This is a genomic window from Gordonia rhizosphera NBRC 16068, assembly GCF_000298195.1.
GTDB lineage: Bacteria > Actinomycetota > Actinomycetes > Mycobacteriales > Mycobacteriaceae > Gordonia > Gordonia rhizosphera.
Genome location: NZ_BAHC01000070.1, coordinates 1 through 20,263, shown reverse-complemented (window position 1 = coordinate 20,263; position 20,263 = coordinate 1). Strand labels below are relative to the sequence as shown.

The window sequence follows — 20,263 nt, the reverse complement described above, 5'->3', positions numbered from 1 at the left end:
TCTTGCCTATGACAGTCGTCTTAGCGTACCGTACGCATCAGAATATGACGACCGTTATAGTCCACCGGTGAGCGAGGTCAACACCATGCCGATGATCCAACTGACACTGCCCGAGGGCGTCCTGGACGCCGACACCCGCGCGAGCCTCCGGACCACGCTGGCGGCCACGCTGCTGCGGTGGGAGGGCGCACCGGACAACGCGTTCTTCCGTTCGCTGGCGTGGTGCCTGATCGACGAGGTCGACCCGTCGGCGTTCGGCAGTCCGGAAGATGACCTGCCCCGGTTCCGTGTCGATGTGACGGTACCGCAGGGCGCCTTGTCGGACCGCCGCAAAGCCGGGTTGATCGAGGAGGTCACCCGCGACGTCTCCGCGGCGGCAGAACTCGGTGACGCCGACAGCCTGCGCGTGTGGGTGCTGATTCACGAACAGCCGGAAGGTACCTGGGGTGCGGCGGGCAACGTGATTCGTTTCGAGGAGCTGCGGGCCGTCGCGGCTGCCTCGAAAGACAAGCCCTGATGCGGGAACTCGCACTGTTCGGGGTCAACCGCCTCGACTGGCGAGAACTTCCCGACCCACAGCTGCGCAGCACGCGGGATGCCATCGTCCGGCCCTTCGTCGCCGCCCGCTGCGACGGTGACACCTTGCCCATCCACCGCCACGTCTCCCGGGCGATGCAGATCGGCATGCGAACAGCCCTGATCGACCCGATCGTGGGCAGTATTTGCGGCGCGGTTCCGTTCCGGGGCCCGTTCGGGATCGGACACGAGGGTGTCGCCGAGGTCATCGAACTCGGCGACGAGGTCACCGGTCTCGCTGTCGGTGACCTCGTCGTCGTGCCGTGGGCGGTCTCGTGCGGTGACTGCGTCGAGTGCCGGCGGGGACTCACGGCCAAGTGCTCGACCACGTCGACCAGCACCCTCGCCGCGTTTGGATTCGGTCCCGCAAGTGGCCCCTGGGGAGCGATGGTCGCCGACCGGCTACGGATTCCGTTTGCCGATCACATGCTGGTCAAGCTCCCCGCGGGACTGGATCCACTGCGCGCGGCTTCCGCCAGTGACAACCTCGCCGACGCATGGCGTTGCGTGGTGCCTGCACTCGCCCAGCGCCCGGGTGGCTCGGTCCTGATCCTCGGCGGGGCAGCGGCGAGCATCGGACTCTACGCCTCGGGTCTGGCCGTCGCGCATGGCGCCGGAACCGTCGACTACATCGACCACGAGCCGCAACGACTGGCCATCGCCGAGAAGCTCGGCGCCACCGTTCACCCCATGCGGGGCAGGAGAATCCGGCCATCAGACATTCCTCCGCGCGGATACGACATCGCGGTCGAATGTACGTCGAGTGCCGCAGGTGTCGACGCGGCGTTGCGCGCCTTGCGGCCCGGCGGAGTCTGCACCCCGGTCGGCTACTACGTGTCACCGGGTACCAAGGTGCCCCTGATGCACATGTACGCCAACGATGCGACTCTGCGCATCGGGGTTTCCCATGTGCGCCCGGTGTTGCCGGCACTGTTGGACTTCCTCATCGACCACGACTTGCCCGCCGAGACCGTGACCACCACGCTCGCCGACTGGGATGATGCGCCACAGGCATATCGGGCGCACACCACCAAGCTGGTGCTGCACCGGGCACCACTTGGTGTCTCTTGACCATGAAAAGGTATCGATGACAACCCTTTCGGATCTGATCGCAAAGTTTCAGCCGGCCACCCCGATCGCCATCCCGGACCGATGGACCCAGGGCCGCACCGCGTACGGCGGCCTGACTGCCGCGCTATCGGTCCAGGCCGCACTGATGACCGAGGACGCCAAGTTGCCCACCCTGACCTCGGCATAGTTCTCCTTCACGGCGCCGGTGATCGCCGAGGTCGAGATCGCGGCACGTCGATTGCGCCGCGGACGCTCCGCCACCAGCTTCGCCGTCGAAGCCACCAGCCAGGGACAGGTCGGTGCGCAGGCCAACCTCGTGTTCGCACATTCCCGCGACAGCACGGTCGACCACGATTTCCTCCCCTGCCCCGACGTTCCGGAACCACAGGACTGTCCGGCGTTCGCCGAGCCATCTCCGCTGCGACCGGCCTTCGTCGACAACTTCGACACTCGCCGCGCCGGCGGGACGACACCCATGTCGCAGGCGGATACACCGACGATCCCCCGCCGCCCGACGAGTGGTTTCTGCTCGAATCGACCCGCACCTTCACCCGGCACGGCTACTCCCACCAGAACATGACGATGTCGGACGCCGATCGCCGACCCCTGATGACCGCCACCCAAACCGTTGCAGTGTTCGCCTGACAACCAATCCCGAACAGGAGAAGCCCGATGAGAAGTCTGATGTTCGTCAAGCCCGGTGAGTTGCGATTCGACGAGGTCGACGAGCCGGTGCTCGTCGATCCCACCGACGCGCTCGTGCGCCCGATCGCGTCGACCACCTGCGATCTCGACCACCACGTGATCGCCGACAAGACCCCGTTCTCGCCATTCGGGCCCTTCCCGCTCGGGCACGAATGCGTCGGCACGGTGGTCGCAGTCGGTGACGAGTGCACGGCGGTCTCCGTCGGCGACAAGGTCGGCGTCGCATGGCACATCGCCTGCGGCACCTGCGCGCAGTGCTCGATCGGGCATCCGGCCCGCTGCCTCGTGCACGGCGACGCGCAGTACGGCCTGCCGGTCAACGGCCAGTGGGGCGGCACCTTCGACGAACTCATCCGGGTGCCCTTCGCCGACTACAACCTCGCGAGACTCCCCAACGGCGTCGACCCCATCCACCTCGCCTCCATCGGCGACAACTTCGCACTCGGCTGGGAAACGGTGATGCCGGCCATCGAGGGCATCGACGCCCCCAAGGTCGGCGTCTTCGGCGGTACCGGATCGATCGGCCTCTACACCGTCGACGTCGCCGTCCACTGCGCCAAGGCCCACACCGTCTACTACGACGACGATCCGGTACGGATGGCGGTCGCCGAGAAACTCGGCGCCGAGGTACACGACATCAACGGCAAGCGCGACAAGGACTTCCACGTGGCCGTCGACGCCAGCTGCGATCCCGACACGCTGCGCAAGGCCTTGCTGTCGGTGGTTCCCGAGGGCACCGTGAACAGCGTCGGCATCTACTTCGCCGACGTGACCCTGCCCCTGCTGTCGCTCTACCAGCGCGGCGTGAACTTCCACAACGGCAAGGGCATGGCGCGCCCCAACATGACACCGACGCTGCAAGCCGTCGCCGACGGCACGCTGCATCCCGAGCTGGTCACCAGCGGCATCTACCCGTGGGAGCAGATCCCCGACGTCCTCACCGGACCCAACCCGGGCCACAAACCCATCTTCATCCTCGACCCCGCCTGACGCGGCGTCACGACACCAACTCAGACGACCCGCTCGTGGCCTTCCATACAAACACTTGACGAAGCGAGGATGCCCACCGAAGGACGCACGAGGTCGGCAAGGCCAGCGAGTCGTTGCTGCACACCGTCACCGGGGTCTTCTGGATGCGTTCATCGCGGCGCGGCTTGGTGAGGACGGCGCGTTGCCGGATGGTGCCAACCTGGGGTGATCATCCCTGCGCTGGATCACGCTGAGCCGCGACCGCCGCGCACTCCTCCGCGGTATCTGATCGACGTGCCACACAGTGCAGAGGCCGCGCAAGCCCTACAACCTGATCAACGAAGCGACCCAACGGGTCTCGTAGATCATCGACTAAGAGAACGAAACCAATTCCATACCAGGCCATTTCGCCGACGGTGTACGAACTGTAGCGGACCCCGCCGATCTCACTGATGCAACTCGCGGATCTCGACCGGTCGAGCGCGCGTATGCCACGGGCTCGGACACATGATGCGGCGCGAGGCCGGTCCCGACCAGGTCCGGTGACCGGCCTCGCGCGCGCCGATGCCAGTTCGGAGGTGGATCAGCTTCTTGACCAAGCACTCCTCCGCGATCCACTGGACTTCACTCCGCCGAACGGCGCAGTCGAAATCGAGCTTGGCGTTGTCGACGCCACCGACCGATACCGTCATTGTTGGGGCTCCCGGCCTGACATGGGCCGAGCGCGGGGCGACCGGGGGGCCAATCGAACGCTACGAACTCTGGGGAGCCACCGTCGTACCGCACAGCGGAGAGTTCTTTGGCTGGGGAACGAAGCTGTCGCCCTTCAAATCGACCATGTAGAGGCACTCGGTGTCACTGGCGGTTGTGGAGAAGTCAACCGGGTGGGCGAACATGCCCCCGTCGTCCCAGGTCTTGTCCTCGCGCAGCGTCGACCGGTACTCGGCCGGCGACGCGTTGCAGCCCGAGATCTCCAGTCCATGGAGGAATAGATCTGTTGTGTTCCAGGCGAACTGCTGCGACATGGTCGGGATTCCGGTGGCCGAATCCGCATACTTCTTCAACGCGTTCGACATCTTCTGGGTGGCCGGGGTGTTCATCTCGGCCGGCTCCGACCAGGAGAGGAACGTCACCCCTTGGGCCGCCTGCACGGCCGGTGGCGAAGCGAGAAGGTCGCCACCGTACCCGCTCGCGGATACGATGCTCTCGAGGTTCACTCCCGCTTGACGCAAACCGGCCACGATCGCCAGGGACGTGTCGGGATTGATCGGCAGGTAGAGTGCCTGCGCGCCGGAGTTCTTGATACCCAGGACTGTCGAGCCGACGTCGGTGGAGCCGAGTGGGATCGTGTCGTTCACATACACGCGCTCAATCCCGGCGTCCTCGGCGGACCGCATGACGGACTCCATGCTGTCTGCCGATGCCTTGTTGTCATAGGCTACCGAAGCAATCTTCTTGATACCCAAGGACTTCCAGTAGTCGCCCATAGAGGTGTAGGTCTTCGACGTGTCCGGGACGGTCATCATCGCGGCAAACAGATTGTTGCCGTCCTCCAGCCACTGAGGGGCAGCGTCGATCGCAGCACCGAGAACCGGCGTGTCCTTGGCTGCTGTGGTGGCGAAGGTTGCAGCCCCGAAGAAGTACGGGGTGACCTCGAGCATAGAGTGCACGTTGTCCTGCTGCACCAACTTCTGCGTGCCGACCAGCGCACCCTGGGGTGAAGACTGGTCATCGGCCATCACCACATCGATCTGCTTGTTCGAGCACTTGCCGCCATCTGCCTTGTAGGCCTCCAGGCGCGCCTTCACGGCGCCTTCGGTGCCCGCAAACGCGGCACTCGCAGGTCCGCTCTGGGACGTCAGCACACCGATCTTGATCGGACCCTCCGCACCGCCGCTCGAACCGTTGTCATCACTGCATGCCGCGGCTGCGATCACGACCACCGACAGGAGTCCCGCAGCTTGAAGCGCCTTCTTGCGCATACCCTCACCAACCTCGTTCTATTCTATGGGCTACCCCACATTCGGCAGCCCTTGTGGCGGACACAATGCCCCAAACCTTTGAGGTTGTCACTGTCATCGAAGTGTTCGGCCGAGAAGTGTGCGATTCCGGCCGAAATACCGGCGATACCTTGACAGGTTTCGTCTCGGCAATCAGATAATCGAGGACGATTTGCCGCGTATCCCAACATATTTCGATTTCTATCGAACCTTCTCGCCGCGGCACCCCCTTGGGGCGCCCGGGGTGTACACCCGGGACCGTCCTCAGAGCCTTTGGAGGTTGAGGTGCTCTCGTACATCCTGGCCGGACTCGCACTCGGATCGATCTACGCGATCGCAGCCGGGTCGATGGTCATCACCTTCGTCGCGTCGGGCATATTCAATCTGGCGTTCGCGGCCATGGCGTTCTCAGTGGCCCGCTGCTACTACTTTCTCCACACCGAACAGGGGTGGTCCATCCTCCCGGCGGCGGTCGTGTCGCTCGGAATCTTCGCCCCGCTCTTGGGTGTGACTCTCTACCTGTTGCTCTTCCGTCATCTGCGTCTGCGCTCGATGCTGATCAAGCTGGTCGCGACCATCGGTCTGTCGGTTGCATTGCCGCCACTGGTCAGCATGGTCTTCGGCCGACTCGTCAATGTGACCGCACCGGGTCTGGCACCCCGCCCGTTGGCCGTGTTCCATCTCTTCGGTGCGACGATCACCGGCGATCAACTGGCCATCTACCTCGGGCTGATCGTGGTCGTGGTGGTCGGGGGCGGGCTACTTCGGTTCACCGACGTCGGTATGAAGGTACGCGCACTTGTCGATTCGGAGGCGATGACATCGTTGAGCGGGATCAGCCCGGGACGCGTGTCCATCGGGGTGTGGGCGGCCAGCGCGGTTCTCGCCGGACTCGCCGGCATCCTCATCGCTCCCACCGCGGGGCTCTCTGCGGAGGCCATGACCGGGCTGATGGCGACCGCATTCGCCGCCGTGGTCGCAGCTCGGCTCCGAAGTGTGCCGGTGGCAATAGCGGCCGCCCTCCTGATGGGTCTGGCAACCGGTGTCATCCAGAAGTTCATCGACCCGGAGAGCGCATTCGCCGCGAAAGCCATCCCCAGCGTGCCGTTCGTCCTGATGTTCGGGTTTCTCCTCTATCACGCGTTTCGCGGCCAGGCCGGAGACGTCGTCGCCGGCGGCGGACTCGATCGGGCGATCAGCACCAACGGCAACGATCCGACAACGGCACCACGCAGTCAGAGCAGGACACGCCCATACCTGCGTCCCTCGCTCATCGCCGCAACCATCACCATTGCGGTCGTCGCGCTCCTTCCGTTGACGATGACCACATACTGGACAGGACTCGCCACGGCCGGAATCTGTTGCGCGATCGCCCTGTTGTCCTACACGCTGGTCGTCGGCGAGGGCGGCATGGTGTGGTTATCCCAGATCACCTTCGCCGGCATGGGCGCAGTGCTGTCTGCGGAACTCGCCACCAACCACGGGTGGTCCCCGCTTCTCGCGGTCTTCGTGGCTGCGCTTGTCGTCACCCCGGTCGGCATCCTCTTGGGCCTGTTGACCATCCGGCTCGGAGACCTCTACGTCGCCCTCGTGACCCTCAGCTTCGGCCTTCTCATCACCACCTTGGTCTTCACGCAGGACACGCTCTACAACTACGGTACCGGCGTCACGATGGCACGGCCCGATTTCGCAGCGGGACCGCAGACATTCGCGTACCTGGCCCTGGGAGTCTTCCTGGTCTTCGGTCTGCTCATCACCAACCTTCGCCGGTCGACCACCGGTCTGGCCGTGGGTGCGGTGCGATGGAGCGAGAATGGATCGCGCACATTGGGACTCAGCGTCGTACAGGTCAAGGTGATGCTGACCGCGCTCGCTACATTCGTGGCCGCGGTCGGCGGCGGGTTCCTCGCGATGAACTTCGGTTCGACGTTGCCGGACAGCTTCAATCCCTTCATCGGAATGGTGTGGCTGGCTGTCCTGGTCACCCTCGGGTCGCGCTCCATCATCGCCGCACTGGTCGCGGGCCTGCTCATCTACCTGATGCCGGGCTTCTTCTCGAGTTACCTTCCGTCGGATCTGGCTGACGTACCCACCATCCTCTTCGGCCTCGGTGCGATCGGTGTGGCACGCAATCCTCAGGGCGTCATCGCCCAGACAGGCAGGGACCTCGGCCGTCTGGTCGCGAGATTCCGACGCCCAGATGCACTGGCACCGGAAGCCGACAGCGTCGAAACAACCTCACCGCCAGGCGATTCGGAACACACCCCGGAAATCCCGATCGCGAGACGCGCCGACGAGATCAATGTTGGAGGGCACGTATGAGCACCGAGACCGGCAACGCACGCATCGAGGCACGCGACATCACCATGCGCTTCGGGGGCCTCACAGCACTCAGCGATGTCTGCATCTCGGTTCCCCCCAAGTCCATCGTGGGACTGGTGGGGCCGAACGGAGCAGGCAAGAGCACACTCTTCGGCGTTCTGTCGGGATTACTCACGCCCACTTCGGGCACCGTTCTCATGGATGGCGCGGACGTGACCCGTACGACGCCCCAGTCCCGGGCCGCACGTGGAATGGCACGGACGTTCCAGCACCCCGAACTGTTTCTCTCCCTTACGGTTCGCGAGCACGTCGTGCTCGCCGATCGAATTCGGCACGCCAGGAGCCGAATCTGGAGCGATCTGTTCACCGGTCGTGGATTCGCGCGGTCATCGAGTGCCGAGGACCAGCGCGTGGATGCGCTGGTCGACGCGCTCAACCTCGGTGCGATCCGGGATCGGGCTGTCGGCGATCTGCCGCTGGGATCCTGCCGACTGGTCGAGGTTGCGCGAGCGCTCGCGGTCGAGCCCAGCGTGATGCTGCTCGACGAACCATCGTCCGGACTCGACGTGCGCGAGACCGAGGAACTCGCGAACGTGATGGAGGCGGTCGTCCACGACCACGGTGTGTCGCTGCTGTTCGTCGAGCACGACGTCGAACTCGTGCTGCGCATCTGCGACACTGTGCACGTCCTCGACTTCGGTGCGAAGATCGCCGAGGGGACTCCGGCGGAGATCCGCAGTGATCCCTCCGTTCGCGCCGCTTACCTCGGTGAGGAGATCGACGATTCCGTGGCACTGCGGGAAGCAGCGGCCGACATCGACCAGGAAGCAATCGCATGAGCGCCACACCACTGCTGCACGTCCGGGCACTGTCGGCCCGATACGGTTCCGCCCAGGCCCTTTTCGGGATCTCTTTCGACCTGCCGACCAACAGCGCCATCGCGGTCCTCGGCCCGAACGGCGCGGGCAAGAGCACTCTCGCACGCACCATCTCAGGGCTGATACCCGCCACTGCCGGCACCATCGAATTCAACGGGACGAACATCACGAGACACTCGGCCGACAAGATCAGGCGGGAAGGTCTGATCCACCTCCCGGAAGGACGAGGGGTATTCGCTCGCCTCACTGTCATGGAGAATCTCCGACTCGCACTCGCGGTGGACAAGGTGGATCGATCGGAGGCCATTGCCCGCGCCTTTGACTACTTCCCCGTGCTCGCCAAGCGCCGCAAGCAGATAGCAGGGACTCTGTCCGGCGGCGAGCAGCAGATGCTCTCGCTGGCGCGGGCGCTGATGGTCAACCCGAAGGTGGTCATCGCAGACGAGATGTCCCTGGGACTCGCCCCCAAGATGGTCGACACGGTGTTCGATGCCCTGACCGCCGCCCGCCAGGAGGGAGTATCGGTGATCATGATCGAGCAGTTCGCCGGACGTGCAATACAATTCGCCGACCACTGCCTGATCCTGCAACGCGGCAACCTCGCCTGGTCCGGCCCAGCCCACAAGGCCGGCGACGAACTGCTACATCGTTACCTGGGCTCCGCCACCGCGGCCTGATTCTCCTCACCGGACCACGCCAGGCGTCGACACGCGCGACCGGCGATGACGCCGCTTTTCGTGAGACCGTTCAGCGACGCTCGAATCGCGGTGTCCGATTCTCGCGGAAGGCGAGGATACCCTCGTGGATGTCGGCGGTCGTCATCGTCACCGGCTGGGCAAGCGCCTCTCACTGTAGCGACGCCTCGAGCCCCGCCGCCGACTGTTCAAGACACGTTTTGGCCAGCCGCGATGCAATTGGGGCGGCGAGTGCGATCTTTTCGGCCACCGCCAACGTGTGCGTCAAAACCTCATCGCTGATCTCGGTGACCAATCCCCAGTCGAGTGCGAGCTCGGCGGACACCTGTCGCCCGGTATAGAGCATGTCGCGCGCACGGCTCACCGCACACACGCTGAGGTGGTGTCAGATGCTGATACCGATCAGCTTGGTATCCAGATACTCCAAGATGCCCTCGGCGGCGCCTTCGCGGCCGAGCCCACTCTGCTTGACCCCTCCGAACGGTGCAGCCGCCGACGTCGGATTGATGTCGTTGATCCCGACGATGCCGAAACGCAGTTGTTCGGCGGTCCGCAGGGCCAGCGAGAGATCCCGCGTATAGACGTACGAGGCCAACCCGTAGTCGGTGTCGTTGGCCATCGCAATGATGTCATCGTCATCATCGAAGAGGATGACAGGCGCGATCGGCCCGAACGTCTCTTCCCGATAGATCTGCATCTCCGGCGTTACCCCGGAGAGCACGGTCGCCTGGAAGAAGTTACCACCGGCGTGCTCGTCGCCGGTCAACCGTCCACCGCCGACGAGCACCTCGGCACCGTGGCGCGTCGCATCGGAGACCTGATTCTCCATCTTCTCCATCGACGATTCGTCGATCAACGGGCCGATGCCGCTGGTCGGGTCGAGACCGTTGCCGGCCCGCAACCTGCCGGCCCTCCTGGTCAGCTCGTCGAGGAATGCCGGGGCGATCGACCGGTGCACATAGATGCGATTGGGGCTGATACAGGCCTGCCCGGTGTTGAGGAACTTCACCAACGAGACGCCCTTGGCCGCGTGGACCGGGTCTGCATCCGGAAATACGATGAACGGCGCGTGCCCGCCGAGTTCGAGAGACACCCGCTTGACCGTGTTCGCCGCGTCCCGGGCCAGTACCTTGCCGATCTCGGTGGAACCGGTGAACGTGACCTTGCGGACTGCCGTGCTGTCCATGACCTCCGCGCTGAAGACGCGCGGGTTCTTCGTCGTCACCAGATTCACCACGCCCGCAGGGATCCCGACCTCCTCCAGGATCTTGAATACCGCGATCGCGGTGAGCGGGGTCTGTGTGGCCGGCTTGAGCACGATGGGCGCACCCGCGGCCAGCGCCGGACCGACCTTGCGGGTGATCATCGAGATCGGATAGTTCCAGGGGGTGATCGCCGCAACCACACCGACCGGCGCACGGTGGACCAGAAACCGCTGGTCTGCGCGCGCCGACGGGATGGTCGCACCATAGACGCGTTTGGCCTCCTCGGCGAACCAGATGAGGAAGTCCGCGGCGTATCTGACCTCGTTCCGCGACGCCTTCAGCGGCTTTCCCTGTTCGAGCGTCATCAGGTGCGCGAGATCCTCAGCGCGCTCCAGCATCAGATCGTGCGCAGCCGTCAGATAATCGGCGCGCTCATAGGCGGTCAGGGCCGCCCACCCCGCGAAGGCGGATTCGGCTGCGTCTATCGCTTCACGCACGTCTTCGCGCTCTGCGACCGCGACGGCTGCGAGCACGTCACCGGTCGCCGGATTGGTTACATCAAACGTCTCGCCAGACACCGCGGGGCGCCATTTGCCATTGATGAACAGTGACTCCTTGGTCGCTGCAGAACTCTCGAGAAGTGGTGGCAACACGTAATCTCCTTGACCTTTCAAGCCGGGCAAAACGCGCTCGAGGCCCGAGCAAATACACCAAATCAATCAGATATCCAGCGCCTGGCGGCCGGATCTCACCACATCGAGCATCGTGCCCGCGTCGATGAACTTGATCCTCGGGCGACCTCGAGACCCGCCTGCCTCGCGCTCGGCCCGGTCGAGTCGAGTCCAGTCCTCGAAATCGAGACGGTCGGGCTGTCGGGAGGCTATCGTCTCGTCGAGATCCTCCTGCGAGGAGGCGGGACTATCGAGCGTCTCGGCCAAGAAGTCCTCTACGAGCGACTTCACCACGTCGTCGGCGCATTTCTTGTTTGTGCCGATCGCCCCTGACGGACCACGCTTGATCCAACCTGTCGTGTAGACGCCCCGAAGCTGCTCGCGTGTCTCCGGGTCGATGACCCGCCCGTGCTCATTGGCGATGACCCCCCGCCTTTCGTCGAAGGGCACCCCAGGTACCGCGACGCCTCGGTAACCGACGGACCGGAACACCAGGCCCGTGTCGATGACATCCGTTGCGCCGGTCGCAGTCGCCGACACCGAACCATCGTCGTCGACCTCCAGTCGGTTCAGTGCGATCTCCACCGATTCGACCCGCCCCTCACCGTGAATCCGCATCGGAGAGGCCAGGAAACGCATGACGAGTCGTTTGGACCTACCGGTACCGGTTCCGGCGTGCTCCTGTGCGAACCTCACCTTGAAGTCGACCGAGGACTCGGTCTCTTCATCGTCGAGCACGTGCTGGACGACGTCGTCGGTCCTGACCTCGGACGGATCGAAGATCACATCGACATCCGGTAGATTGCACAACGCGATCATCTCCGGATTGGTGTAGCCGGCCTGGGCGATGCCACGGCGACCGACGACGACGACCTCCTTGATTCTGCTGTTGCGCAACGCTTCCAGGGCATGGTCGGCGATGTCGGAATCGGTGTGGAGATGCTCGGGATCGGATAGCAGGATCCGCGCGACATCCAGGGCGACATTGCCATTGCCGACGATGACCGCACGCGTGCCCGACAGATCGAAGGTGTGATGAGTGTGATCGGGATGACCGTTGTACCAGCCGACGAACTCGGTTGCCGCGTGACTGCCCGGGAGATCCTCGCCGGCGATTTCCATCCTGCGATCAGACGAGGCACCGACCGCGTAGACAACCGCATGATTGTGGGCCAGTAGTTCCTCGTGGGAGACGTGCTTGCCGACCTCCACACCGAGGTTGAGGGTGAAGGTCTTCGACCTGTGCAGGGACGCGAACTGTCGAGTGACCGCCTTGGTGGTCTGGTGGTCCGGTGCCACGCCGTATCGCACCAGCCCGAACGGTGTGTAGAGACGCTCGTACATCTGGACAACCGGACCACGAAGATCGTCGAGCGCCATCGCTGCGAAGAAGGCGGACGGGCCTGAACCCACGATCGCGACCCGCAGATCAGCGAGATCCTCCACGGGACCTGGTGATTCGAAATCCGGTGGCGCACCGTCGAACGGGTGCACACGAAAGTAGTCGGCGTTGAGCTCCCGGTAGGGCTCCTCCTCCTCCGTGAGTTCATCCTCGGCGACGATCGCCTCGACCGGACACTCCTCGACGCATGCGCCACAGTCGATGCAAGCCTCAGGGTCGATGTGCAGCATCTCGGTGCGCATGAACGGCGCCTCATCCGGCGTGGGGTGAATGCAGTTGACCGGACAGACCGGGATGCACGACGCATCGTTACAGCAGGCCTGGGTGATGACGTAAGCCATGTGGTTCTCCTTTCGCGGCCTACCCCTTCTTCTTTGTCACCGACTCGGCGAGACGCTGGTCGTCGACGATCCGCTGGGCGCGCTTGATGGTCTCGACAAGACCTGGTCCCTGACGCACACCCGGCGTGAAGGTTGCCGGCAGATTGACCAGACCGTTGATCACCGCCACCGACTCGTAGTACACGACCTGGTCGGCGTCACACTCGAAATCCGGCATCCGCTGCAGGACCGCGGTGATCATGCGCTTGTAGATGGTTCGCGCGACGTTGGAGCCGATGCAACGGTGTATGCCGAGTCCGAAGCTGGCGTGGCGGTTTCCGCGCCGGTGGAAGTCGACCTCGTCGGGATTCGGGAAGGCCTCCGGTGACCGGTTGGCCATGGCCCACGACAGCCAGAGTCGCTCACCCTCTTTGAACTGCGCGCCGTTGATCTCGAGATCCTGGCTGAAGGTCCGACCGTCGCCCTGGGCCGGGGTGAAGTAGCGCAAGAACTCCTCGGTCGCGGGGTCCAGCAGATGAGCGAGGTCCTCGGAGAGTTCTTTGCGTTGCTCGGGATGCGTGGAAAGCCACAGGAGCGACTGGCCGGTCAGTGCTGTGGTGGTGTCGAACCCGCCTCCGATCAGCAGTGTGGTGGTTCCGACGATCTCGAGATCACTCAACGGTTTGCCTGCGACGGTCCCGTTCATCAGAGCGTTGATCAGGCCCGGCCGTGGCTTCGCTCGGATGTCCTCGACCGATTTCGCCATCGCCGCGCGGCTTTCCTCGATCATCTGCCACACCCGAGGGAATTCCGGCGAATGCGGAGGTGTGTACACCTGCGCATGCGCGGGTTCGTTGTGGATTTCCCAGTCCGTCAGCGGGAATCCCATGAGCCCCATGGTCACCACTGCGGGCACGATGTTCGCGAGATCGTGGACGAAGTCGATCTCGCCGCTCTCGATCTTCTCGTCCAGGCAGGCGCGGATGAGGTCGTCGATGACGGGAATCCAGCGCGCCACAGCGGCCGGCGACAGATACGGGTTCAGGATCTTCCGGAAGTCGGTCTGCTCGGGTGGATCCAGTTCGAGGAATCCCGGTAGCGCGTACGGTCCGGATTGCGGGAGGGCCGGGATGCTGATGCCCTCGTAACCGTTCTTGGTGCCATCGGCATCGCGGAAGTTGGTCACCGCATCGGAGCGGCGCGCAATGGCGAAGACCTCGTCGATGCCGCTGGCGATCCAGTGGCCGCCGTAGGCCTCGGTCCAGGCGATCGGGCACTTGGCGTGGAGTTCGTGGGTCTTCTCGACGAACTCCTCACGGAAATGTGGGCCATGGCGCTCGTAGTCGACCGGGCACTTCTTCAGTTCGTGCGGGTCAACCTTGGATACGTTCTCCGTGGTCATGGTTTGCTCCGGGTCTCAAGCAGAATGGGGGACTTCGGCGTTGGTGACGTCGGGGATGGCACGCTCGGGGCTTACTTGTGGAAGGAGTGGAATTTCAGGTACGAACCGGCATCGATGCGCATCTGCATGCCGGTGACGTAGCGCGACTCGTCGGAGGCGAGGTAGACGACAGCGTTGCTGATGTCCTCCGGCTCGACCCACGGGATCGGCATCGCCTGCTGTTCCGGGAATGCGATGATGGCGTCTTCCTTGGTCGGATTCTCGAGGTCCGGACGGAAGGCCTTATACATCGCCTCGGACTGCAACATGCCGGTGTTGCAGTTCGTCGGATGTACGACGTTCGCGCGGATCATCTCACCGGACAGCATGCGCGCCAGTTCGTGGATGTAGTTTGACAGCATGAGTTTCGCGACCGTGTAGCCGGCACCGCCGGGATCGGCGCCCGGACGCTCTTGGATCTCGTTCGGCATGAACGCTGCGGCCGAACCTGTCGCGATGATCGAAGCGCCCTCCCCGAGGTGGGGCAGAGCGGTGTGGATGGCGTTCTGCACACCCATGAGATTGACACCGATGACGTCCAGCCAGCCTTGGCGGCCCGAGTTGCTACACATCGGCGCGATACCGGCGTTGGCGACGACGACATCGACCTTGCCGAATGCCTCGAGACCCTGGTCCAGAGCGGACCTCAGCTGGGCGGCCTCGCGGACATCGGCCTCCGTCGCGACGATCCGGCGACCAAGCCCCTCGACCAGCCGCACGGTCTCCTTCAGGTCCTCGGGACCCGACAGCGGATAGGAGTTCGATTCGATGTCGCGACAGATGTCGACGGCGATGATGTCGGCGCCTTCCTCGGCCAGACGCACCGCGTGGCTGCGTCCCTGACCGCGGCCGGCACCGGTGACGAACGCGACCTTGCCTTCAACTCTTCCCATGTGATGTCTTCCTCTCGATCGATCTGTCTCTGTCGTGGTGAAGTTCTGGTGGTGATGGGGATCAGGCCGGGCGAGCGATGGATTTGGTCTCCATGAGGTCTTCGAGCCCCTGCACACCCCATTCACGCCCGACACCGCTCTGCTTGTAGCCACCGAACGGCACGGACTCGTGCATCCACATGGCGCCGTTCACTCCGATCGATCCGGCACGCATGCCGCGTGCAACGTTCATGGCGCGTTCGACGTCGGCGCTCCAGACCCCACCGGCGAGGCCGTAGATCGTGTTGTTGGAGATGCGTACCGCGTCGGCGTCGTCTTCGTACGAGAGGATGGACAGCAGCGGACCGAAGATCTCTTCCTGCGGCACGGTCGACAGGGAGTCGACGTCGGTGATCACGGTCGGTTCGACCCAGTAGCCTTTCTCGAACCGATTACTGGCCTTGCCCCCGAGCACCACGCGGCTGGTCTGCTGCGCGATGTCGTAGAACCGGAGTACCGACTCGTACTGGCGCTTGTTGGCCAGCGGGCCCATGTAGTTGCCGGGATCATTGGGATCGCCCCACGGCATCTGCTGCATCACTGCCACCGCGATCTCGACCGCCTCGTCCAACCGCGAGCGAGGAACGACCAGACGAGAATAGATCCCACATCCCTGACCAGCGTGGCTGCACGTACTTCCCGCGACACCGGGGATCACCGACCCGAAGTCGGCGTCGTCGAGCAGAATGGCCGATGATTTGCCGCCGAGTTCGAGCGTGACGCGCTTGACGGTCGGTGCCGCAGCGGCCATGATCCGCCGACCTGTCGCGGTCGATCCGGTGAAGGTGATCGCGTCAACCTCGGGGTGTGAGGTCAGCACCGCGGCGACCTCGTTGTCATCTGTGGACACGATATTCACCACGCCATCAGGGATATCTGTGTACTCCTTGACGATTCGTCCGATCTCGAGCGTGTTCCACGGAGTATCCGGAGCGGGCTTCAGGACGACGGTGTTGCCTGCCGCCAGCGCTGCGGTGAGTTTTGCGATCGCCAGGTAGAAGGGATAATTCCACGGGGTGATGGCCGAGACCACACCGATCGCCTCGTGCCGGATGATGCGCCTGAGACCGGGATCGTCACCGGGTGCCGGGTCGATGGTGCGCTCGAAATCGTAGCTGTCGAGCAGGTCGATGTAGTGAGACATCATCGGGATCGACGTGTCCAGCATGATGTCGTAGGTCAGCGCGATGGGTGATCCCGCTTCCGCCACCAGAATCGGCCGCAGCGTGTCGAGGTTCTTGGTGAGCGCGGCCTGCAACTGGCCGAGGCTCCTGCGACGCAGGGAGGCGTCGGTGGACCACGATGTCGTCTCGAATGCTTTGCGGGCCGCTCGAATCGCCCGCTCCACGTCGCCGACCGATGCATTCGGTGCGGTACCGATGACCTCTTCGTTCGCCGGATTGATGTTTTCGTAGGTTCTCCCGCCCTCGGCGCCGACGAGCTCGCCATCGATCAGCATGCGGTATTCCTGGATGCTCATGTGCCACTCCCGTGAATCCTGTTGTGAAATAGTATTTTCGGTGATCGGTGACTCGATCGACCGATGGTCTGACAAGGCGGCGCGGCGGCGCGCGATGGGCAGTCAGCTGGGTGCGCGCTCCCCGATGTGCACACCCAGGACCGACCGCCCGTCATCACTGTCGAGCACGTCACCGATCGGCCCGAGGTCGACACCGATGTCATGGGTGATCCGACGGACGACCACGACATCCTTGCCCAGGAACTCGCGCACCATCTCAACGAACGTGTCACTGCTCGGACTTGCGGCGATCATGGCCAACGCCTTGCTGTCCGAACTTCCGTAACGCATCGCTTCCACCGCGGCCTTCTCGTCGAAACCGAGCTCAGTGGCGATCCGCGCCGCCTGTACCGCGAGCGCGACGTTCGCCGCGAACACCGCGTTGTTGAGGAGTTTCACGGTCTGCCCGCTGCCCACCGCACCGACATAGATCATCGGGTCGGCATAACTATTCAGGTAGGGGCGGATGCGCTGCACGTCATCCGGATCACCGCCCTGCCACGACGTGATCCGGCCTGCGGCAATGTCATCGGGTCCCCCACTGATCGGCGAGTCGACAACCTGTACGCCGTGTGTGGCGGCGTATTCCGCGAGAGCCTGCACTGTACGAGGGCTGCACGTCGTGTGCACGACGAGCACCGATCCCGGCTCCATCGCATCGATGAGACCTTCATCGAATGCGACCTGTCGAACCTGCTCGTCGGAGTAGACACAGATGATCACCACGGCCGCGTCGTCGGCGACGGCTCGCACGGCGAATACCGGAGTCGCGCCCTCACGGGTGAGGAGAGACCCTTCTTCGTTCGACAACGCCGACACCCGTACCGGATGTCCAGCCGCCACGAGCCTGCGCACCATCGGAAGGCCCATCCGCCCGGCCCCGACAAATCCCACCGCCATCGTTGTCTCCATTCTTGAGCCTGGTCGATTCCCTGTCCGGCAACGGATCAGGTGACGGCCCCGGCTATCTTCAGCGCGATGATCCGCTCCTCGTCGAGCCCCAGTTCCTTGAGGATCTCGTCGGTGTGCTCGGCGAACCGGGGCGCTCGTCCGGGAGTGGCCGGCGTTTCGTCGAACTGCACGGGGGAGGTGACCAACTCGTGTTCGCCACCCTCCTCGTCGAGCACGACGGCAACCTGACCGTTGGCACGTAGCTGCTCGTCGAGGCCGGCCTCGAGAGCGTTCTGAACCGGAGCCCACTGTCCCTGAAGTGTCTGGAAGCGCTCGATCCACTCTGCGTATGACCTCGACCGCATCGCCGCCGCAATCTCGCTTGCCGCCGCCGCCCAGTTCGACATCAGCTTCTCGGTGGTGTCGAACCGCTCGTCGCCGATCAGGTGCTCGCGGTCGATGTGTGTGCACAGGTCAGCCCAGTACCGACCTGGCTGGAGCATGCAGAAATTGAGGAAGCGATCATCCTTGGTCCGAAAATTGCCCATCAACGGATTCCCGGTGACACCGGGCATGCCCGTCGGATCGGTTCCCGCCATGATCGATCCGCCCGCCAGCGCGATGTCGATCGAGAGTGCATTGGCCCAGGCACCGCTGGCGAGCAGAGAGACGTCGACGATCGATGGCTCCCCGGTCTGTGCCCGGGAGAACAGGGCGGCGGCGATGCCGCCGGCGATGTTCATCCCACCGATCGTGTCTCCCCACGCCGGCCCCGGTTGTCCGACCATACCCTCCAGGCCCGGCCACGAGGCACCGGCGGCGTTGCCGCCACGGAACCAGAACGAGGGTGCGTCGTAACCACCACTGCCGGCCTCAGGTCCACGCGAACCGAGCGCGCTGCCCCGGACGTAGATGATGTCCGGATTGATCGTGCGAATGTGTTCGACATCGATCTCAAGTCGGGCACGAGCCTCGGGCAGGAAGTTCGTGACGAAGACGTCGCAATTGCGGACGATCTCGTAGAGCACCTCCCGCGCCTCGGGGTTCTCCAGCGCGAGACCGATCCCACGTTTGCCCCTATTCGGATGCTCCATAAGCGGAAAGAATCCGCCGAGGACCTCGACGCCGCCGACGTTCTGTAGGCCGCGCTGCGCGTCACCGGTGACCGCGTGCTCGACTTTGATGACCTCAGCACCCCAATCGGCGAGGACTGCTCCCGCGACGGGAACGTAGGTGAACTGGGCGACCTCGACGACCCGAACGCCACTCATCGGCCTTGCCGGCATGAACAACTCCCACAGATCTCGGTATCGGCGACCTGCGCCGAGACAGATTTGACGTGCGATGCGCCGTTCGGGGTTATCCGTGGTCGCATCTGTGACATCTGCCATGGCAACTCACTCGATGAGAGCCATGTCATGAAAAAAAATGTACTTCCTATAGAGGAATTGCACAAGGGTTTCTAGAATCGAACCATGGTTCACAGAACGGCGGACCATGGCCTGCACGGCTCGCGACCCGCGCCTGTGACTCGACTGCACCGATCAAGACGACCGAACCCGAGCCGACCGTCGACCGATCCAGGAGTGTCCCGATCGATGGACTTCGCCGTGATTACCCGTTGCACAATATCTTTCATACAACCGGATAGGATTCTCGACTCGTGACGATTGGCCACATCTTTCATCTCATCCATGTAACCGGCGACCTCGCCGAGCTCGAGGCATGGTACGACGATGTCTTCGGCGTACGGCGCGGCTTCCTGGACAACCACTACCTCGAGGATGAAAAGCGCGACGCCTCACTGGTTGTCCTCGGGGATGTCGTCATCGAGCCGCTGGCTCCGGCGTTTCGGGAAGAGGGGTGGGAGGACTATCCGCTCGGCAGGTTCTATCGGCGGTTCGGCAACCACTGGCATTCCATCGCGTGGTACTGCGAGGATGACATTGCCTTGTGGCATCAGCTGCAGAGCAACGGCATTCGCATTCTCGGTGAAGCTGCCGATCAACCGCCATCGGAAGATCCTGTCCCCATCTTCACTCATCCGAACGATACGGTCACACAGTTGGAGTTCTTACCGACGCGCATGGCGATCACCGGGCTCGATCCTCGATTCAAGCCCGACTTCGATCCTCAGTGGTGGAGAACCAATCATCCCCTGGGTCTGCACGGAATGGCATACACGACCGTGCTCACCAGGGACCTCCGGCGAGCCACGCACACCTATACCACCGTGCTGGGAGGAACGGTTGTCGGGCAATCGAGCTCGGCTCTCACCGGCACGGATGACGTCTACATCCGAATCGGGCACTCGCTGGTGCAGTTGTCAATCCCCAATCGCGGCGGAACGCTGGCTGCCGACGACCTCGCCGCACATGGCGAGATGCATCACGCAGTCTGCTTTCGGGTGGACGATCTCGACCGGGCCGAGGATTACCTCCGGTCCAAGGAGATCAAGACGGTGGCTCGCGATGATCACACCATTCTCACCGATCCCGACACCACCCACGGCGCACCATTTCGCTTCACCTGCCCTGCGCCGGGCGCCGCGTGACGTCGGTGTGGTCCGGAGTTCAACGACGTCCGGGACCTGGATGCCGTGTGGTCAGCCGGGTAACATCCAGCCTGACCCGGGCGTGGGTTCGTGACCCGCGTCTGCAGTCGAA

19 protein-coding genes are annotated in these 20,263 nt (G+C 63.9%); 9 read left to right on the top strand and 10 right to left on the bottom strand.

Going from position 1 to position 20,263, the window contains the following annotated elements; all coding sequences use genetic code 11:
* Window positions 1–67 precede the first annotated feature (67 nt).
* From GORHZ_RS08440 to GORHZ_RS08425, 5 genes are read left to right on the top strand one after another with little or no spacing between them, the layout of a single operon-like run.
* Window positions 68–517, top strand: coding sequence for a tautomerase family protein (locus GORHZ_RS08440; RefSeq protein ID WP_245551380.1), 450 nt, complete (start codon window positions 68–70; stop codon window positions 515–517).
* Window positions 517–1,647 carry a zinc-dependent alcohol dehydrogenase gene (locus tag GORHZ_RS08435; protein WP_006332037.1) on the top strand — a complete coding sequence of 377 codons (1,131 nt, stop codon included), beginning with the start codon at window positions 517–519 and terminating at the stop codon, window positions 1,645–1,647. Before GORHZ_RS08440 ends, GORHZ_RS08435 begins: the two co-directional genes overlap by 1 nt.
* Window positions 1,648–1,663: 16 nt before the next feature.
* A complete protein-coding gene (locus GORHZ_RS31555) occupies window positions 1,664–1,834 on the top strand; it encodes an acyl-CoA thioesterase domain-containing protein (RefSeq protein WP_006332036.1) in 171 nt (56 codons plus the stop codon).
* Window positions 1,774–2,292: a hypothetical protein gene (locus GORHZ_RS31550; RefSeq protein ID WP_373279576.1), complete on the top strand. Its 519-nt coding sequence runs from the start codon at window positions 1,774–1,776 to the stop codon at window positions 2,290–2,292. The genes GORHZ_RS31555 and GORHZ_RS31550 overlap by 61 nt, the downstream gene beginning before the upstream one ends.
* A gap of 27 nt (window positions 2,293–2,319) precedes the next feature.
* A complete protein-coding gene (locus tag GORHZ_RS08425) occupies window positions 2,320–3,342 on the top strand; it encodes a zinc-dependent alcohol dehydrogenase (protein WP_006332034.1) in 1,023 nt (340 codons plus the stop codon).
* Between the two features lie 425 nt (window positions 3,343–3,767).
* Here GORHZ_RS08425 and GORHZ_RS08420 read toward each other — a convergent pair whose 3' ends face one another.
* Both GORHZ_RS08420 and GORHZ_RS08415 read right to left on the bottom strand, forming a co-directional pair.
* Window positions 3,768–4,013 carry a hypothetical protein gene (locus GORHZ_RS08420; protein ID WP_006332033.1) on the bottom strand — a complete coding sequence of 82 codons (246 nt, stop codon included), beginning with the start codon at window positions 4,011–4,013 and terminating at the stop codon, window positions 3,768–3,770.
* A gap of 60 nt (window positions 4,014–4,073) precedes the next feature.
* Complete coding sequence (locus GORHZ_RS08415; protein WP_006332032.1) at window positions 4,074–5,303, bottom strand: ABC transporter substrate-binding protein; 1,230 nt, start codon at window positions 5,301–5,303, stop codon at window positions 4,074–4,076.
* 303 nt (window positions 5,304–5,606) lie between these two features.
* Between GORHZ_RS08415 and GORHZ_RS08410 the strand changes: the two genes are divergently transcribed.
* Genes GORHZ_RS08410 through GORHZ_RS08400 form a run of 3 tightly spaced genes read left to right on the top strand, consistent with a single transcriptional unit; the run spans window position 5,607 to window position 9,198 of the window.
* The gene (locus GORHZ_RS08410) at window positions 5,607–7,643 is read left to right on the top strand and encodes an ABC transporter permease (protein ID WP_006332031.1); all 2,037 of its coding nucleotides are present in this window, start codon (window positions 5,607–5,609) and stop codon (window positions 7,641–7,643) included.
* Window positions 7,640–8,482 carry an ABC transporter ATP-binding protein gene (locus GORHZ_RS08405; protein ID WP_006332030.1) on the top strand — a complete coding sequence of 281 codons (843 nt, stop codon included), beginning with the start codon at window positions 7,640–7,642 and terminating at the stop codon, window positions 8,480–8,482. The genes GORHZ_RS08410 and GORHZ_RS08405 overlap by 4 nt, the downstream gene beginning before the upstream one ends.
* Window positions 8,479–9,198 carry an ABC transporter ATP-binding protein gene (locus GORHZ_RS08400; protein ID WP_006332029.1) on the top strand — a complete coding sequence of 240 codons (720 nt, stop codon included), beginning with the start codon at window positions 8,479–8,481 and terminating at the stop codon, window positions 9,196–9,198. Before GORHZ_RS08405 ends, GORHZ_RS08400 begins: the two co-directional genes overlap by 4 nt.
* Window positions 9,199–9,367: 169 nt before the next feature.
* On the opposite strand, the gene GORHZ_RS08395 is transcribed toward GORHZ_RS08400, so the two are convergent.
* The 8 genes from GORHZ_RS08395 to GORHZ_RS08360 all read right to left on the bottom strand — a co-directional run bounded on the left by GORHZ_RS08395 (window position 9,368) and on the right by GORHZ_RS08360 (window position 18,883).
* Window positions 9,368–9,580, bottom strand: coding sequence for an enoyl-CoA hydratase-related protein (locus tag GORHZ_RS08395; protein WP_051998808.1), 213 nt, complete (start codon window positions 9,578–9,580; stop codon window positions 9,368–9,370).
* A gap of 21 nt (window positions 9,581–9,601) precedes the next feature.
* Window positions 9,602–11,074 (bottom strand): NAD-dependent succinate-semialdehyde dehydrogenase, encoded by a 1,473-nt coding sequence (locus GORHZ_RS08390; RefSeq protein ID WP_006332026.1) that lies wholly within the window; start codon window positions 11,072–11,074, stop codon window positions 9,602–9,604.
* 66 nt (window positions 11,075–11,140) lie between these two features.
* Entirely contained in the window at window positions 11,141–12,835 is a 1,695-nt protein-coding gene (locus GORHZ_RS08385; RefSeq protein WP_006332025.1) for a 4Fe-4S binding protein, read from the bottom strand.
* Window positions 12,836–12,854: 19 nt separating this feature from the next.
* The gene (locus GORHZ_RS08380) at window positions 12,855–14,216 is read right to left on the bottom strand and encodes a cytochrome P450 (RefSeq protein ID WP_006332024.1); all 1,362 of its coding nucleotides are present in this window, start codon (window positions 14,214–14,216) and stop codon (window positions 12,855–12,857) included.
* 71 nt (window positions 14,217–14,287) lie between these two features.
* Window positions 14,288–15,148, bottom strand: coding sequence for a mycofactocin-coupled SDR family oxidoreductase (locus GORHZ_RS08375; RefSeq protein WP_006332023.1), 861 nt, complete (start codon window positions 15,146–15,148; stop codon window positions 14,288–14,290).
* Between the two features lie 61 nt (window positions 15,149–15,209).
* Window positions 15,210–16,667: an aldehyde dehydrogenase family protein gene (locus GORHZ_RS08370; protein ID WP_006332022.1), complete on the bottom strand. Its 1,458-nt coding sequence runs from the start codon at window positions 16,665–16,667 to the stop codon at window positions 15,210–15,212.
* A 102-nt stretch (window positions 16,668–16,769) separates the two neighbouring features.
* Complete coding sequence (locus GORHZ_RS08365; RefSeq protein ID WP_006332021.1) at window positions 16,770–17,606, bottom strand: NAD(P)-dependent oxidoreductase; 837 nt, start codon at window positions 17,604–17,606, stop codon at window positions 16,770–16,772.
* Between the two features lie 47 nt (window positions 17,607–17,653).
* On the bottom strand, window positions 17,654–18,883 hold the full coding sequence (locus GORHZ_RS08360) for a CaiB/BaiF CoA transferase family protein (protein ID WP_006331999.1): 1,230 nt from the start codon (window positions 18,881–18,883) through the stop codon (window positions 17,654–17,656).
* A gap of 377 nt (window positions 18,884–19,260) precedes the next feature.
* On the opposite strand from GORHZ_RS08360, the gene GORHZ_RS08355 reads away from it, so the two are divergent.
* Entirely contained in the window at window positions 19,261–20,151 is an 891-nt protein-coding gene (locus GORHZ_RS08355; RefSeq protein WP_006331998.1) for a VOC family protein, read from the top strand.
* Window positions 20,152–20,263 lie beyond the last annotated feature (112 nt).

What these genes read in the sequence shown, in the direction of transcription:
- GORHZ_RS08380 (WP_006332024.1), bottom strand. Translation starts at nt 14,216, where the DNA reads ATGACCACGGAGAACGTATCCAAGGTTGACCCGCACGAACTGAAGAAG.
- GORHZ_RS08365 (WP_006332021.1), bottom strand. Translation starts at nt 17,606, where the DNA reads ATGGCGGTGGGATTTGTCGGGGCCGGGCGGATGGGCCTTCCGATGGTG.
- GORHZ_RS08360 (WP_006331999.1), bottom strand. Translation starts at nt 18,883, where the DNA reads ATGCCGGCAAGGCCGATGAGTGGCGTTCGGGTCGTCGAGGTCGCCCAG.
- GORHZ_RS08425 (WP_006332034.1), top strand. Translation starts at nt 2,320, where the DNA reads ATGAGAAGTCTGATGTTCGTCAAGCCCGGTGAGTTGCGATTCGACGAG.
- GORHZ_RS08400 (WP_006332029.1), top strand. Translation starts at nt 8,479, where the DNA reads ATGAGCGCCACACCACTGCTGCACGTCCGGGCACTGTCGGCCCGATAC.
- GORHZ_RS08375 (WP_006332023.1), bottom strand. Translation starts at nt 15,148, where the DNA reads ATGGGAAGAGTTGAAGGCAAGGTCGCGTTCGTCACCGGTGCCGGCCGC.
- GORHZ_RS08415 (WP_006332032.1), bottom strand. Translation starts at nt 5,303, where the DNA reads ATGCGCAAGAAGGCGCTTCAAGCTGCGGGACTCCTGTCGGTGGTCGTG.
- GORHZ_RS08435 (WP_006332037.1), top strand. Translation starts at nt 517, where the DNA reads ATGCGGGAACTCGCACTGTTCGGGGTCAACCGCCTCGACTGGCGAGAA.
- GORHZ_RS08385 (WP_006332025.1), bottom strand. Translation starts at nt 12,835, where the DNA reads ATGGCTTACGTCATCACCCAGGCCTGCTGTAACGATGCGTCGTGCATC.
- GORHZ_RS31555 (WP_006332036.1), top strand. Translation starts at nt 1,664, where the DNA reads ATGACAACCCTTTCGGATCTGATCGCAAAGTTTCAGCCGGCCACCCCG.
- GORHZ_RS08420 (WP_006332033.1), bottom strand. Translation starts at nt 4,013, where the DNA reads ATGACGGTATCGGTCGGTGGCGTCGACAACGCCAAGCTCGATTTCGAC.
- GORHZ_RS08370 (WP_006332022.1), bottom strand. Translation starts at nt 16,667, where the DNA reads ATGAGCATCCAGGAATACCGCATGCTGATCGATGGCGAGCTCGTCGGC.
- GORHZ_RS08405 (WP_006332030.1), top strand. Translation starts at nt 7,640, where the DNA reads ATGAGCACCGAGACCGGCAACGCACGCATCGAGGCACGCGACATCACC.